This window comes from Acinetobacter sp. TTH0-4, assembly GCF_015602665.1.
Lineage (GTDB): Bacteria > Pseudomonadota > Gammaproteobacteria > Pseudomonadales > Moraxellaceae > Acinetobacter > Acinetobacter albensis.
The window spans coordinates 2444778-2458676 of record NZ_CP059079.1; the positions used below are offsets into that span (position 1 = coordinate 2444778).

Annotated in this window: 16 protein-coding genes; all 16 read right to left on the reverse strand. The window is 38.5% G+C overall.

The window, feature by feature from the left end; translation table 11 throughout:
* Positions 1-25: 25 nt before the first annotated feature.
* The 16 genes from hisS to H0S58_RS11475 all read right to left on the reverse strand — a co-directional run bounded on the left by hisS (position 26) and on the right by H0S58_RS11475 (position 13453).
* The gene (gene hisS, locus H0S58_RS11400) at positions 26-1321 is read right to left on the reverse strand and encodes a histidine--tRNA ligase (protein WP_195726567.1); all 1296 of its coding nucleotides are present in this window, start codon (positions 1319-1321) and stop codon (positions 26-28) included.
* A gap of 7 nt (positions 1322-1328) precedes the next feature.
* Positions 1329-2444 carry a flavodoxin-dependent (E)-4-hydroxy-3-methylbut-2-enyl-diphosphate synthase gene (gene ispG / locus H0S58_RS11405; RefSeq protein WP_053578782.1) on the reverse strand — a complete coding sequence of 372 codons (1116 nt, stop codon included), beginning with the start codon at positions 2442-2444 and terminating at the stop codon, positions 1329-1331.
* 24 nt (positions 2445-2468) lie between these two features.
* A complete protein-coding gene (locus H0S58_RS11410) occupies positions 2469-3254 on the reverse strand; it encodes a helix-turn-helix domain-containing protein (RefSeq protein WP_092718299.1) in 786 nt (261 codons plus the stop codon).
* Entirely contained in the window at positions 3245-3991 is a 747-nt protein-coding gene (gene pilW / locus H0S58_RS11415) for a type IV pilus biogenesis/stability protein PilW (protein WP_227592280.1), read from the reverse strand. The genes H0S58_RS11410 and pilW overlap by 10 nt, the downstream gene beginning before the upstream one ends.
* A 76-nt stretch (positions 3992-4067) precedes the next feature.
* On the reverse strand, positions 4068-5303 hold the full coding sequence (rlmN, locus tag H0S58_RS11420) for a 23S rRNA (adenine(2503)-C(2))-methyltransferase RlmN (RefSeq protein ID WP_053578785.1): 1236 nt from the start codon (positions 5301-5303) through the stop codon (positions 4068-4070).
* A 122-nt stretch (positions 5304-5425) separates the two neighbouring features.
* Positions 5426-5857, reverse strand: coding sequence for a nucleoside-diphosphate kinase (gene ndk, locus H0S58_RS11425; protein ID WP_053578786.1), 432 nt, complete (start codon positions 5855-5857; stop codon positions 5426-5428).
* A 109-nt stretch (positions 5858-5966) separates the two neighbouring features.
* A complete protein-coding gene (gene iscX, locus H0S58_RS11430; protein WP_053578787.1) occupies positions 5967-6167 on the reverse strand; it encodes a Fe-S cluster assembly protein IscX in 201 nt (66 codons plus the stop codon).
* Positions 6168-6257: 90 nt separating this feature from the next.
* Positions 6258-6809, reverse strand: a complete 552-nt coding sequence (locus H0S58_RS11435) for a phosphatase PAP2 family protein (protein WP_195727614.1) — start codon at positions 6807-6809, stop codon at positions 6258-6260.
* Between the two features lie 30 nt (positions 6810-6839).
* Positions 6840-8123 carry a glycosyltransferase family 4 protein gene (locus tag H0S58_RS11440; RefSeq protein ID WP_195726569.1) on the reverse strand — a complete coding sequence of 428 codons (1284 nt, stop codon included), beginning with the start codon at positions 8121-8123 and terminating at the stop codon, positions 6840-6842.
* 190 nt (positions 8124-8313) lie between these two features.
* On the reverse strand, positions 8314-8730 hold the full coding sequence (locus tag H0S58_RS11445) for a hypothetical protein (RefSeq protein ID WP_053578790.1): 417 nt from the start codon (positions 8728-8730) through the stop codon (positions 8314-8316).
* A gap of 13 nt (positions 8731-8743) precedes the next feature.
* Entirely contained in the window at positions 8744-11047 is a 2304-nt protein-coding gene (locus H0S58_RS11450) for a fimbria/pilus outer membrane usher protein (RefSeq protein ID WP_195726570.1), read from the reverse strand.
* A 20-nt stretch (positions 11048-11067) separates the two neighbouring features.
* Positions 11068-11349 (reverse strand): hypothetical protein, encoded by a 282-nt coding sequence (locus H0S58_RS11455; protein ID WP_227592242.1) that lies wholly within the window; start codon positions 11347-11349, stop codon positions 11068-11070.
* Positions 11350-11916 carry an IS630 family transposase gene (locus H0S58_RS11460; protein ID WP_195727615.1) on the reverse strand — a complete coding sequence of 189 codons (567 nt, stop codon included), beginning with the start codon at positions 11914-11916 and terminating at the stop codon, positions 11350-11352. It abuts the gene before it with no gap.
* Positions 11885-12361 carry a helix-turn-helix domain-containing protein gene (locus H0S58_RS11465; RefSeq protein ID WP_195726571.1) on the reverse strand — a complete coding sequence of 159 codons (477 nt, stop codon included), beginning with the start codon at positions 12359-12361 and terminating at the stop codon, positions 11885-11887. Before H0S58_RS11465 ends, H0S58_RS11460 begins: the two co-directional genes overlap by 32 nt.
* A complete protein-coding gene (locus H0S58_RS11470; RefSeq protein WP_195726572.1) occupies positions 12328-12852 on the reverse strand; it encodes a molecular chaperone in 525 nt (174 codons plus the stop codon). The genes H0S58_RS11465 and H0S58_RS11470 overlap by 34 nt, the downstream gene beginning before the upstream one ends.
* Positions 12853-12940: 88 nt before the next feature.
* Positions 12941-13453: a hypothetical protein gene (locus H0S58_RS11475; protein ID WP_092718315.1), complete on the reverse strand. Its 513-nt coding sequence runs from the start codon at positions 13451-13453 to the stop codon at positions 12941-12943.
* Positions 13454-13899 lie beyond the last annotated feature (446 nt).

Below are 13899 nucleotides of genomic sequence, written 5' to 3' on the forward strand. Positions count from 1 at the left end.
ATTGCCCTTTCCTTATATTCTTAGCTTATTTTGAAGAAAATTTTTCAATGATAAATGGTACAAAGTCTGTCATCGGCACTTCAGTTTGTGCTGCTGTGGCCAACTCTTTAACCAAAACCTGATGTGCCGCTGCCTCACGTTCGCCGAAAATCAGAGCATACAATGCACCTGATTGGTCAGCTTTTTTCATTTGGCTCTTCATTGAACCTTGTGATCCGACTTTCAAGCGAATATTACTATTCATAGCCTCAAGCTGATCACGAACCTGTTCAGCAAAAATCATTGCTTTGCCTTGAGCAGCAGGATCTGACAATAAAAAGATTTCGCAGTCACGCACAGGCGTAGAATCTTCTAATTGTTCAAGCAGCAACAAAAGACGTTCCATACCCATCGCAAAACCAACAGCTGGAACAGATTGATCTGCTTTACCTTTCAGTTGCCCCACAAGACCATCGTAACGACCGCCTGCACACACTGTTCCTTGTGAACCTAAATGTGTTGTGGTCCATTCAAATACTGTTTTGTTGTAATAATCTAGACCACGAACCAGTTTTTGATTAATGACAAACTTAATTCCTGCATCGTTTAAATACTGCTGTAATTGCGCGAAATGACTCATGGTATCTTCACCCATAAAATCATGCAATTTCGGTGCATTTTCTAGAATTTTTTGTGTACGCACATCTTTAGAATCTAAAATACGTAAAGGATTAGTGTCTAAACGACGCTGCGAATCTTCATCCAAATCCGCTTTATGCAACATTAAAAATTCAACCAATGCCGCACGATATTCAGCACGTTCCTCAGATTCACCTAAAGTGTTGAGTTCTAGTTGAACTTTATCTGCCACACCCATACGTTTCCACAAACGTGCAGTCATCAGAATCAACTCTGCATCCATATCTGGCGTTGCTACACCAAAGGTTTCTACACCAAATTGATGAAACTGACGATAACGCCCTTTCTGCGGTTTTTCATAACGGAACATTGGGCCGATGTACCACACACGAGGTGTTGCACCGCGAAGTAAGTTGTGTTCAAGCATGGCACGAACACAACCAGCTGTTCCTTCTGGGCGTAACGTCAAGGACTCAGGTGGATTACCTTTGTCCAAAAAGGTGTACATTTCTTTTTCAACGATATCTGTTGCGTCACCAATTGAACGTTTGAATAAGTTGGTTTGCTCAACGATGGGCAAGCGAATCTGTTGATAACCATAAGCGTCCATAATGGATGCCAAATGTTGCTCAAGACGTCTCCACGCTGCTGTTTGCGTTGGGAGAATGTCATTAAAACCTTTAATTGCGACGATTGAACTCATGACTTACTCAAAAACTTGTGCGAATAATTTCTTTAGACTTGGCTTCTTCAATCTCGATAACACGTTGACGAACCATATTTTCAATCTCATCAACCAATTGATTAGTATCAATTAAATGACTTTTTTCACCATTACGATACACCAGTGAACGTGGACTTGCACCCACTACACCAATATCCGCTTCTTTGGCTTCGCCTGGACCATTCACTTTACAGCCAATGACCGATACATCCATTGGAGTACGAATATCTTCTAAACGCTCTTCTAAAGCTTGCATCACTTTAATCACGTTGAATTCTTGACGTGAACAGCTTGGGCAAGCAATAAAGTTAATCCCATTTGATCGAAGACTGAGTGATTTTAAAATATCAAAACCAATCTTAATCTCTTCTTCGGGTTCAGCTGCCAATGAAATACGCATGGTGTCGCCAATGCCTTCCATCAACAGGCCGCCCAAAGCAATTGCAGATTTAACAGAACCTGTACGATAAATACCCGCTTCAGTGACACCCAAATGTAATGGATTATCAATCTGCGCCGATAATAAACGGTAAGCATCCATGGTTAAAAACACATTTGAAGCTTTCACCGATATTTTAAATTCTTGATAATTCAATCGATCTAAAATATCAATATGACGCATCGCTGATTCTAGCAATGCCGCACCAGTGGGTTCGCCATATTTCTTTTGAATGTCTTTTTCGAGTGAACCTGCATTGACCCCGATACGCATCGAAATATCATGATGTTTTGCTGCAGCCACCACTTCACGAATCTTCGCTTCAGAACCAATATTGCCGGGATTAATACGTAAACAATCGGCACCAGCATCGGCAACTGCTAAAGCAATCTTATAATCAAAATGAATATCGGCAACCAAAGGCACAGAAACACGTTTACGAATTTCACCAAATGCGATTGCAGCCTCCATCGATGGAACTGAAACACGCATGATATCCGCACCCACTTCGGCGCAACGCTCAATCTGAGCAACGGTTGCATCCACATCACAGGTTTCAGTATTGGTCATACTTTGGATGCTGATGGGCGCATCACCGCCTACATAGACTGAACCTACACGAATTTTTCGAGTCGGACGGCGCTTAATCGGATTTTCAATCATGATTATTGCTCTTCTCTGTAGCCATTAACGTGACAAACGGAAATCTGCTTTACCATTGACGGTATAAGGTGACAATCCAATTTCTTCATTATTTAAAGTCAGTGAAACAGCAGATGCATCATCAAGACGAATTTGGAAAGGTGTTTCACCATTTAGTGTTACGCTAGCGGCTTGACGACCCGTTGCCAAAACCTTACCCGTCGAATCGACAATATGAATAGACGTAGGACGCTTAAAATCAAGTTGCAATTGATCGCCAGATACAACCGTTGAATTATCTAAACTCAATACTTGAACATCTGATTCAGCAGGCGTAATTTCTGTTTCATTTGTTGTACTGGACGACCAGTTTTGTATTGCCATCACAGCAATCGCAATCGCCAACAATACTGCAAATCCAACCACTAAACGCTTGAACCACTTTTTATTGCGATCGCTATTCGAGCCTGGCAACTTCCCCATAATTTTAATTGGAGAATTATTTAAAGCATGGTTGGGTAGTAACCCAGTATCATTTTGATAGATCTCATCAAAGCGCTGAATGATACTGCTGGCATCGACTTTAAGATATTTCGCGTAAGTCCGATAATAACCTTTAATAAAAGTCGCTTCAGGCAATGACTTATAATCATCCTGCTCTAAAGCAGTCAAAGTTTTTACAGGAATGCTTAAATCACTGGCAGCGTCACTTAATTCACGCTGTTGTGCAATTCGCACTTGACGCAAGTACTCACCTGGACGCTGAATATTTCCTAATGCACTGGATACTGCACTTGAACTCGATTGCTGTGAATTCGGATTTACTTCCATACGGCCTCAGTACTGTACTGTAATTGCAGATAACGTTGGTATTCTGGACTCTCTGGGAATAATGCACGCAATTGATTGACAAGTACCTGCATACCCATTTTGTCACTATTTGCCCGTGCAATTCGGATACCAATCCAAAGAGCCCGCGCACCTTGATTTTTCTGACCCACCCCGCGCGCAAACTGTTCATACAGCTGTGTCGCAGCAGCGGTCTGTTGTTTCAAATAAAAAATCTCTGACAACTCTAACATTGAAATATAAGAATCACGATTGGCTTGTAAAGCTTGTTTGAATGATTTTTCAGCATTCGCACCATCGCCTATTTTTAAATAAATCCGACCGACATTTTCCAAAGCTCGAAAGCGCTGATCATAACCTAGTGTTGTGCCTGCAACATTCAGTTGTTCAATCGCTTCATTATAGCGTTCAGTTTGATACAAATAAGTACCATAGTTGTTACGAGCTTGTGCATTTTTGGGGTCTGCAGAAATTGCACGCTTAAAATAAGCATCTGCTTTATCCATACTCACTTTACTGCCTTCTTGTTGCAGTAAAATCCCCATCATCATATTTGCGGCTGAATCTCTCGACTCAATTTCGAGTGCCTGATCTAAAGCCCGCTTTGCGGAATCTAAATCACCTGTTTTAATATATTCGGCTGCCAACTGAGTTCGAACCTGAATGGCTTTTTCAGGATCTTTTTTGCCTAATGTACTTTGAGTTTGACAAGCAGCCATCAAAATAGCAGATACACCAATACTGGTCAGAACAGCAACTTTGTTTATGGGCTTTCTCAACTGGCATCCCCTGTTATTATCCTTGAGAGCGCATGATCTCATTTTGCTGCGCCACTTTCTTTTTCCACTGTTCAGCACGACGTGTGCGATCAGCCACTTGTCCGACTAACTGGCCACACGCAGCATCGATATCATCACCACGTGTCTGACGAATCGTACACACAAATCCAGCATCAGACAAAGTTTTTTGGAAAGAAATAATTCGGTTACGGCTTGAACGGCCATAAGGTGCATGTGGAAAAGGATTAAACGGAATTAAATTAATCTTGCTAGGTAAGTTTTTTAATAATTTAATCATTTGCTGCGCGTGTTCAGGATGATCATTCACCCCATCTAACATGACATATTCAATAGTGACATGTTTACGTGAACTTTCATTACCATCTTTGGTGATATAACGCTGACAGGCAGCAATCAATTGTTCAAGTGGATATTTCTTATTGATAGGAACCAATTCATTACGTAATTCATCATTCGGTGCATGCAATGAAATAGCCAAAGCGACGTCAATATCTTTCACCAATTGATCAATTTTAGGCACCACGCCTGAAGTTGATAACGTTACACGGCGTTTAGACATACCATATGCGAAGTCATCGAGCATAATACGCATTGAACTGAGCACTGCATCATAGTTCAATAAAGGCTCGCCCATGCCCATCATTACCACATTGGTCACTGAACGCTCACGCTCAGCCACAGGCACATCTTCCATATAGGAGTAGTTCGCAACCCACAATTGACCAATGATTTCGTCAGGAGTTAAATCACGTTGAAAGCCCTGTTTACCTGTTGAGCAAAATGAACAATCCAACGCACAACCCACTTGTGAAGAAATACACAAGGTACGACGCAAACCACTTCGATGTTCTGCTGGAATCAGTACAGTTTCAACCAATGAACCGTCACCATCGCCGACACGGAAAACCCACTTACGGGTACCATCTTTAGAATATTCACGATGCACCACTTCTGGCGCTTTCACTTCAGAAATTTTTTCTAATTTTTCACGTAGTTTTCCTGAAATATTGGTCATTTCAGCAAAATCAGTGACAAAGAACTGATGAATCCATTTCATAATTTGCCCAGCACGAAATTTCTTTTCACCTAAATCTTCAAAGAATTTTTCGAGTTGCGGACGTGACATGCCGAGTAAATTCACTTTTTCCACAGCATTCTGTAGTTTGGGTGCAGCAGGAGATTGTTGCTGTTCATCAACAGTTGCAGATGAAGCGGCCACTTCAGTACTCATGTGTATTACCTAGATCATGTCAAAAACGAAAGGAAGAAGCTCAATAAACAAGCAAATAAATAGGATAAGAATAAAAAAACCAGATAAGCATAATAACACTTATCTGGTTTGAATACTTGGAATTAACGAGTACGCGGAGCAATCTCAGTTTGAGCGAAGAAGTAGTTAACTTCACGATCAGCTGATGCTACAGAGTCAGAACCGTGAGCAGCATTTTCATCGATGCTTACAGCAAAATCTGCACGGATAGTACCAGGAGCAGCTTCTTTAGGATTCGTTGCACCAAGAATTTCACGGTGTGCAAGAACTGCATTTTCGCCTTCAAGAACTGAAACAACTACAGGGCCAGAAGTCATGAATGCAACAAGATCAGCAAAGAAACCACGTTCTTTGTGCTCAGCGTAGAAGCCTTCAGCTTCAGCTTGAGTCAAATGTTTCATTTTAGTAGCAACAATTTTAAGACCCGCTTTTTCAAAACGAGCAAAAATGTCACCGATGTTGTTTTTAGCAACTGCATCTGGTTTTACGATAGATAAAGCACGTTCGATAGCCATGATAGGCTCCTTATGTCAATTTGACGAGAAAATTTTGCCGCATTATACCGAGATAATCAGCAAGTATCAGCTTTTCATATGTAAAAAATGAGATTTTTCGATAGAGAACTTAACGAACTTCGTCAATCCATGCCATTTGAATCCCTTCTAAAAGACCTTCAGTCGATTTTGCAGGATCATCTTGAAATTCTGGTAAGGCACATACCCATGCATGTAAGTCAGTAAAGCGTATCCATTGTGGATCAACTTCCGGATGAGCTTCTGAAAGCTCAATTGCGATATCAATTGTGTCAGTCCAACGTAAACCCATAGGTATTCCCAAGTGCTAAATATATGCACGGTTATACTGAAGCAAATTGCTCAAATCTAAAAATCTTTTTTCAATTTTTAATCTCTATTTTTATAACACTATATTTAAAAATGGTGCGGTCGCAATAATCGTACTGGCCACCAGCGCCCCAATCAGCGCCCCAATCAGTACATCGCTTGGATAATGCAAACCGAGGACCATACGTGAAAGTGCCACCAAAATAGTAAAAGGCAACATTAGAATCAGTAACATTGGTTGAATATAACCCACCACTGTACTCACCATGACGGCGTGTAAAGTATGTCCTGAAGGAAAACTAAAATGATCGAGTGGCTGTTCATGCAAACAAATGACCTGATGCACTTGATAAGGTCGAGGTCGTGTGGTTTTTTGTTTTAAAATTTTATAAATACCGGTCCCAACAAGACCACTCATCATGACATAACTAATTTGTACAATATAAAATAAGCCTTCTAAAACCCAAAGACTCAGCAACATCACCCCCCAAAATAAACCATCACCCAAACGACTGATGCCTTTAAAAAAATGAATGACTGCTTGTGATTTTGAAAAATGGTTGAGGTATAAACAGCCTTTTAAGTCGAGATCTAGTATTGTTATTTTTGCTTTTTTAAAACTCATCATGATACTCCTTAAGCTTTGGCTTAAAATTTAAGATGTCATGTGCATCTCCATAGCGACGCCATATAAAGCTTGTTCAAATTGATGTACAGGATATTGCCAACCCACGTGTTGCACATTTTTTCGCGCTTGAATACCCATTTGCTTTAATTGCCCATTATCGGGTAACTGATACATCGATTGAATCAAACCACTAATATTTCCCAATGGGCTGAGCCAGCCCGTTTCACCTTGCTTTACATGTAAATGCGCACAGGCATAATTATACGCAATGATCGGCAAACCACTTGCCATGGCCTCTAGTACCACATTGCCAAAAGTTTCAACCTGACTTGCAAAAACAAAAATGTTGGCACTGGCATAGGCTTGAGCCAACTTTAAACCCGTTAAAGTACCTGTAAAAATAACGTCTTGTCCTTGAGCGATCATTTCTAAATGGCTGCGTTCTGGGCCATCCCCCACAATCACCAATTTTATATTGGTTTTATTGATTCGCCGCATTGCGATATAGGCATTGATTAAAACATCTATTTCTTTTTCAGGAGATAATCGCCCCACATAGAGCAAAACTTTTGTATCCGAATTTACACCCCATTGCTGACGCAAATTTTGTGAATAATGATCCGGAGAAAATTGTTCAATATCGACACCACGCCCAACAATCACCAACGGGCACGATACACCCAACTGTCTTAAAATAACTTCTGTGTCTTTACTCGGAATACAGGTCATTTGGGTATTGTTGTGAAACCAACGTAAATAACGCTGGATCGGTTTAACCATAAAAGCCAAATCAAAAGAACGGCTAAACTCCTGAAAGGGAGAGTGAAAACCACTTGAAACAGGAATTTTTTTTGAGTTGGCAGCCTGTAACACTGCTAACCCCAATGGTCCTTCCGTCACTATATGCACGACATCTGGACTAAATTTTTCTAGTGCTTGAGAGACTTTTAAAAATTGTGGCCAACCAAACTGCAAACTTGGATATTTAGGGATTGATTGTGCTTTAACCAAGCATTCTCGATTCGGTGAAAACTCATGACACTTATGCTTTTGTTCTGGTCGAATGAGTAAAATTTTATGACCTTGTTTTTGTAGACCTTTACAGAGTTGCAGCAAAGACAATGCAACGCCATTAATTTCAGGTGGCCAAGTTTCAGTCACAATAGCGATTTTTAATCTTGGGCGAACCAAATCTTTTAAATCTTGAAGATGATCAGCTGCATGTTCTTGCTTTTTTTGCTTAAAATAAAACTGAAAGCTTTCAGGAAAATCTTGTTGTTTGAGCAGGCTGGTCGCATACAAAGTTGTCATACAACACCTATATCGTTATTTTAAACTGAGTGTAGATGTTGTTTCTTTCAATTTGATGATTTTTATATGACAGTTTCTTGACATATATTTTGAATATAAAACACGTTGTAATGCAAAAGCCTTTTTGAAGCTGCATTTAAGTTAAATCGGGTTTGCACCACGTAAATATTTCTTCACAACCATTGTTCAATTAAAACATCAGGTTAATATACAAATTATCCTTATAGACACCTGCAGGTGTCATCGCCGTTGGACGTTCCATCAATTGCACCAACACTACAAATTTATTTTGATTGGTCGCAGGCTGTGAAATTGGCGAATTCCAGCGTGATGCAGTAGCACCACTAATATTCATTTGTGTTCTAAGTTTGTAGTTTTTTTCATTGGATAGATAACTACTGCCTGTCGAATTGGTTAAATTGCGTGAGTTAAATTGAATCGCATATCGACTGTCACAGGCAACTGAAAACGAGGTAGCGGCCTGACTTAAATACGATGAATTTAAATTTAATTGTGTCGCGGTTAAGCGTTCAATTTGACATTGTTTGGCATATACCAACGATATCTGACCCAGACACAATAGGAATAACAAGATTTTCATTTTCATGGTCTTACTCCACTTATTTACAACTCAAATCGAGCGGTGCTAAGTTCTCTTGAGCTGGAGTATCTGTCACTTTCAGCTCCGCTAAACAAGTCCGCGATTCTTTGGTTTTAATCTGTAACGGATAAGTGCCTGGAATAAGCCCATACAAAGTCACTGTACCGTCGGTAGACACAGGATAAACTTCATCCTCTTCCCCATTTTTAATATAAACCTCGGAGCCTGGTGCAAATAATTGCTGATTTACATCCAACAACCTTAAGGTCACTTGTTTCGCATGATAGATCGGAAAATTAAGAACATAACCCCGTTGATTTAATGCTGTTAGCTTTTGGCTGGAATATGGAATTTTATCTTCAACAGGTAATTGATTTTCATCAAATGCAATATCATATTTAACGTAAGGAATAATATCGTGAACAAAGGCATAACCTTTTTTATTGGTTTTATCGACATAGGTTAAAGATCTTAAAATATCAATATCTTTATAATCACCTACATGAACCAATGAAAAGGCATTATCAACAATTTTGGTAAAACTCAGTTTGTTACCTAACCACACCACGGCACCACGATAATTTAATTGAGATTCATGATTTTCTTGACTCTGTACATGATAAAAATCAAGATCACCAACATTGGTTTTAACCACGCCATTCACGTTATACATGGTTTCATCACTACGACGATTGACACCCACCGAGTAATCAAACCCAACTTGATTAGAATCATATTTAACCAATTGTAAATTGGTATTTTGATCAGCAGACTGACTAAAATAAACTGCTTTATCATCAAAACTATAACTTAATGATAAGATGCCACCCGAATCTTTACGTTCACCAAAGGCATTAAAATAACTGAGACCAAATGATACTCTAGGCCCAAAATTTCGATTAAATCCAACATTCACAACTTTTTGGGTATTCTGTGAAAACTCAGGATTGTCATAATATTTTTGTTCAGCATAGTTAATATTAACATTATGCAAATAAGGCACATCAGTCATACCAAAATAAGCCAAGTTTTCAAATTTCGGATAATTAAAGGCATTGTCTAAATCATCACCCAAAAATTTAAAATCTCGTTCCGTATATTTAGAACTGGCACCTATTGAAAAACGCCCAAAATCTTTACTCGCGGACAAACCATAAGAATAGTTAAATTGATTATCCTTATCATGTGAAGCTAAAACAACACTATCGAGAATAAAAATATTTTTGATGGCTTGAGTCCATAACAAACCCACATTTTGTATATCCTGACTATAAGAAATATTGGTACCAAGTGTGGTCGAATTTGAAATCCCTTTTCGATAATAGCCACTTGCAAAAAAATCACGATAATCACTACTATCCAAATTATAGTTATAGCGCAATTTCCCTAAGGCAACATTATATTCACTTAAGTCGGGACGTAATAAACGATTGGTCACCATAATCGGAAAACTTTGTACACTTCGATTTCCCAATACATCTTCTACTACTATTTGTGCATTTCCCGCCTGCTGAATTTGTGCCCCTGTCTGTAAGTTATAATCACCCGGACTCACCTTTTGACTATAAATATTTACCCCATTAATAAATAAGTCTACTGTGGATGGAATACGTGCACTCCCCTGTAGTGTCGGCATATTCCAGTACACAAAATTCGGCCGCTCCGTGAAATTGGTTCCCCAATTTAAACCAGCGAAGCGCAAAGAATTGATTAATGGATTATAGGCAGTGGTGCTGTCACCTACCGTTAAGCGTGTCATTTTTTCTGGGAATTCAAACTCGACACTGCTGCTTAATCTGACCACGCGCTCATCTGTAGGTGTATTTTGATAAAGCATTGAATTTTTTAGTATCCAATAGTTTTTAAAAATACCCAACTCAACCAAACTGCTATAAGAGTTGTTTGAATTACTGTTGGCATAGACAAAATCATAATTTATAAAACCACCCAAACTGGCTTTTTGAGGAATGACATTTGCCGTTAAACTATTTAAAGTGGTTTGAAAAAAATGTGTAGGTATGGTGAGTTTAATTGCTTGTGATGACTGATCAAAAACAGATTGTATTTCACCATTACTGACTAAACAATAATTGGGACGTGCAGATAATTTTTTAAGCTGAGCAGTATCAATTTGTCGTTCTGTTAATAAATTACATTCAATATAGTACTGCTTCCCATCGGTTAACAAAGTGACATCAGTATTATGATCAAGCTCATTAATCCATAGATTAGCAATATTTTCTTCTAAAATATTTTCACTTGCATTCACTTGTAGTGCAAAAAAAATATTAATAAAGATTAATATTTTTATTCGTGTATTCATAATAATTACCCCACATCAATTTAATCCGATAATTTAAGCTCCACCATATCGTCGTTCTTGTCCGTAAATAACTGAACATAATATTTATTAGGATTGGTTATTTGACTACTACTTAAATCATAAGAAAGACTTTTATTGGCCAATAAATAATTCATTGTTTCACTTTTAAAGACTTCTTTTTTATTGGCATCTACTATTTTTAAATTACTGATTTGAATATGTGAGTTGGCCTGATTGGTTGCAATTAATTTATTCTTATCAATATTAAATTTTATTTTAATATTTTCTTGTTTAAGTATCAACTAAAAAGTAAACATGTATTCATTACCAAAACCCTTTGAAATCTGCCCAACCCAACGCTCTATTTGATCTGCCTTCATCACCTTAAAATCCCGCCAGTTATACTTCATCTGCTTCCAAACCATCTCAATTCTATTCAACTCAGGACTATACGCAGGTAGAAAATACAAAGTCGTTGAATACTCTTGTACAAGAAGCTTGCGCCAATCTACCATCTGTTTGCTGCGATGAATCGAGGCATTGTCAACAATCAACACCAAAGGAACTTGATAGCTGCGTTTCACCTGTGCTGCTACACCCATCAAATAGGCATAAAACCAGCGACTGTTAACGGATTCCTGTAGGCAACTGGTGATCAGATGACCCGTTGACAGTAGACAACCCATCACATTGACTCGCTTTAGTCTTACAGCATCAACCGCATGGACATCGCCTATCATTGTCCATGCATAACGGTTGTCAGGCGTAGCCGAAAACCCTGTTTCGTCGACATAGCCCAATATAATTTCACCTCGTGCCGCTTGCTCACGTAATGCTTCAATCTGCTGTTGCGCTTGTCCAAATGCGATCGGGTCTCTTTTTTTTCAAGCTGTGACGGGTGCGTTTGAAGACCATGCCTGAATCTCGCAAAAACTTGCGAAGAGTTTCAACAGACACGGACACACCGTATTTTTCATGCAGTTTGACTCGGATTTGTTCTGCATTGAGTGGGCTTGTGTTGACCCACTCTAAGATTTGAGCCTGATAGTCTGCGGTCAGTGTATTGGGTCGGCCTGAGCGACGGCCTTCTTGAATCGATTCAAACCGATGTAGCTCCCAATGTCGGCGTTGTAGCCTTATGGTTTCTGGGATACGCTCTTGTAACCTAGCAACTTCGGCAACAGTTTTACCTTCGGAAAGCCAGAGAATGGTTTGGGCACGTTGTCTTTCACGCCAATGTGCTGCGTGCTTGGTCAGAAGAATCAGTTGTTCACGCTCTTCTAAGCTGAGTGGGACGGTAACAATCCGTGGCATGTGCAAACATCGTTTAACCAAAAATGTCTTTTCGCATGTTTAGTTATTTTTGTCAACTTACCCACAAACAAAGGTAAATTAAAACTCATGAGAAAATTGACTGAAGATTCTTTTACCGCTTGTGGGATTTCATCAATCATGATTCTCCACGTACCTTCTTGCTGTCCATTTAATACCGATTCAATCGGTCGATTAAATCCAACACGTACAGTTTGTTTTCCGTTGGGTTGTAAAATAAAATTTTTGGGATTAATGATTAAACTATTATCTGGCTCAAGTACATTTTCACCATTATCTTTTTGAGTCCATTTAAAGGCTTTAATTTCGAATATTCTTTTTTCAGCTTCATCTTTAGATTCTAATGTGACCGTGGTACTTTTTTGCTTGCCCTGATTTAAGATATACATTTGTACAGGATCAACTGAAACGCCAGCTTGTGTTCCTGACACATAACATATCGAAGAAATTAAAAAAGCGATTATTTTTTTCATGTCTTCACCTTCTTTTTTATAATTCTTAGCATTGCATTTAAAAAAAACCTAACCCGACACGATGATCAAGTTAGGTTTTATAACAGCATTAATAGAACACTTTGATACGATAAGTGTCAGTATATGTACCCGCGCGTTGGAATGCACTCACAGCAGAGTTATTCACTGAAACGGTATAAACATCATCCGCTAGACCGTTGTGATTTGAATTACCCCATGGGATAGCCCCACCGCCTGCTTTAGTTGTACCGATTGTAGTTGATACACGTACACTACTATCATCTTCATGTTTGACATAAGTACTCGCAGAAGTACCTGTGTTTGCTGTTTGAATATTCAAGGTATAATGCGTATTACTTCTAACGGTATAGTTTGAGGTTTTAGCACCCCCATCTTTACTTAAAGTAATTGCTGATCCCCCTAAAATTTCACATTTTTTAGGTATTTCTAATTTAATTGGAATATCTTTTTCACAACCTAAAGTTGTACAGTTGCCCCAATTATAACCACCACCTCTTGCTGCTTCATCCTCTGCATAAACGCCTGTTGAACAAACACCGAGTACTAAGACTGCTAACGCAGCTTGTGTCATATTATTCATGGTCTTCTCCATTTCTTTATAAAAAAGAATATGCATTTGTAAGAGTTTTAACGATTACCCTGTTAACTCTTTGTTCCGTGAGTAATCTTGTGTAACCGTTAAGCCATCTTAGGATGCTTGATCAAAAAAAACACAATAGCGATATTATTCACAATATATTTATTAACTGTTTATATTTACTTACAAATACTCAAAGTTATTTATTTTTATCAAGTTTTTTATATAAATTTGAACTCAATTTAGGAGTTTTCAAATATTAAAAAATATCTGAATCAAAACCCCATATAACATAAAGCAGAATAATATATAGCAATTTGATTTTATTGATTTTTTTTAAAAAAATAGCACTTACACAAACATCCACTAAAGTTACTTAACTTACAAAACTATGTAATTTAATTCATATTTAATAAAAATAGTGTGACTTTGTTATCATTTTTATAATA

Bases quoted from the DNA above. Each gene is read 5' to 3' on its own strand.
- hisS (WP_195726567.1), bottom strand. From the start codon at position 1,321: ATGAGTTCAATCGTCGCAATTAAAGGTTTTAATGACATTCTCCCAACG.
- ispG (WP_053578782.1), bottom strand. From the start codon at position 2,444: ATGATTGAAAATCCGATTAAGCGCCGTCCGACTCGAAAAATTCGTGTA.
- H0S58_RS11410 (WP_092718299.1), bottom strand. From the start codon at position 3,254: ATGGAAGTAAATCCGAATTCACAGCAATCGAGTTCAAGTGCAGTATCC.
- pilW (WP_227592280.1), bottom strand. From the start codon at position 3,991: ATGGCTGCTTGTCAAACTCAAAGTACATTAGGCAAAAAAGATCCTGAA.
- rlmN (WP_053578785.1), bottom strand. From the start codon at position 5,303: ATGAGTACTGAAGTGGCCGCTTCATCTGCAACTGTTGATGAACAGCAA.
- ndk (WP_053578786.1), bottom strand. From the start codon at position 5,857: ATGGCTATCGAACGTGCTTTATCTATCGTAAAACCAGATGCAGTTGCT.
- iscX (WP_053578787.1), bottom strand. From the start codon at position 6,167: ATGGGTTTACGTTGGACTGACACAATTGATATCGCAATTGAGCTTTCA.
- H0S58_RS11435 (WP_195727614.1), bottom strand. From the start codon at position 6,809: ATGAGTTTTAAAAAAGCAAAAATAACAATACTAGATCTCGACTTAAAA.
- H0S58_RS11440 (WP_195726569.1), bottom strand. From the start codon at position 8,123: ATGACAACTTTGTATGCGACCAGCCTGCTCAAACAACAAGATTTTCCT.
- H0S58_RS11445 (WP_053578790.1), bottom strand. From the start codon at position 8,730: ATGAAAATGAAAATCTTGTTATTCCTATTGTGTCTGGGTCAGATATCG.
- H0S58_RS11450 (WP_195726570.1), bottom strand. From the start codon at position 11,047: ATGAATACACGAATAAAAATATTAATCTTTATTAATATTTTTTTTGCA.
- H0S58_RS11465 (WP_195726571.1), bottom strand. From the start codon at position 12,361: ATGCCACGGATTGTTACCGTCCCACTCAGCTTAGAAGAGCGTGAACAA.
- H0S58_RS11470 (WP_195726572.1), bottom strand. From the start codon at position 12,852: ATGAAAAAAATAATCGCTTTTTTAATTTCTTCGATATGTTATGTGTCA.
- H0S58_RS11475 (WP_092718315.1), bottom strand. From the start codon at position 13,453: ATGAATAATATGACACAAGCTGCGTTAGCAGTCTTAGTACTCGGTGTT.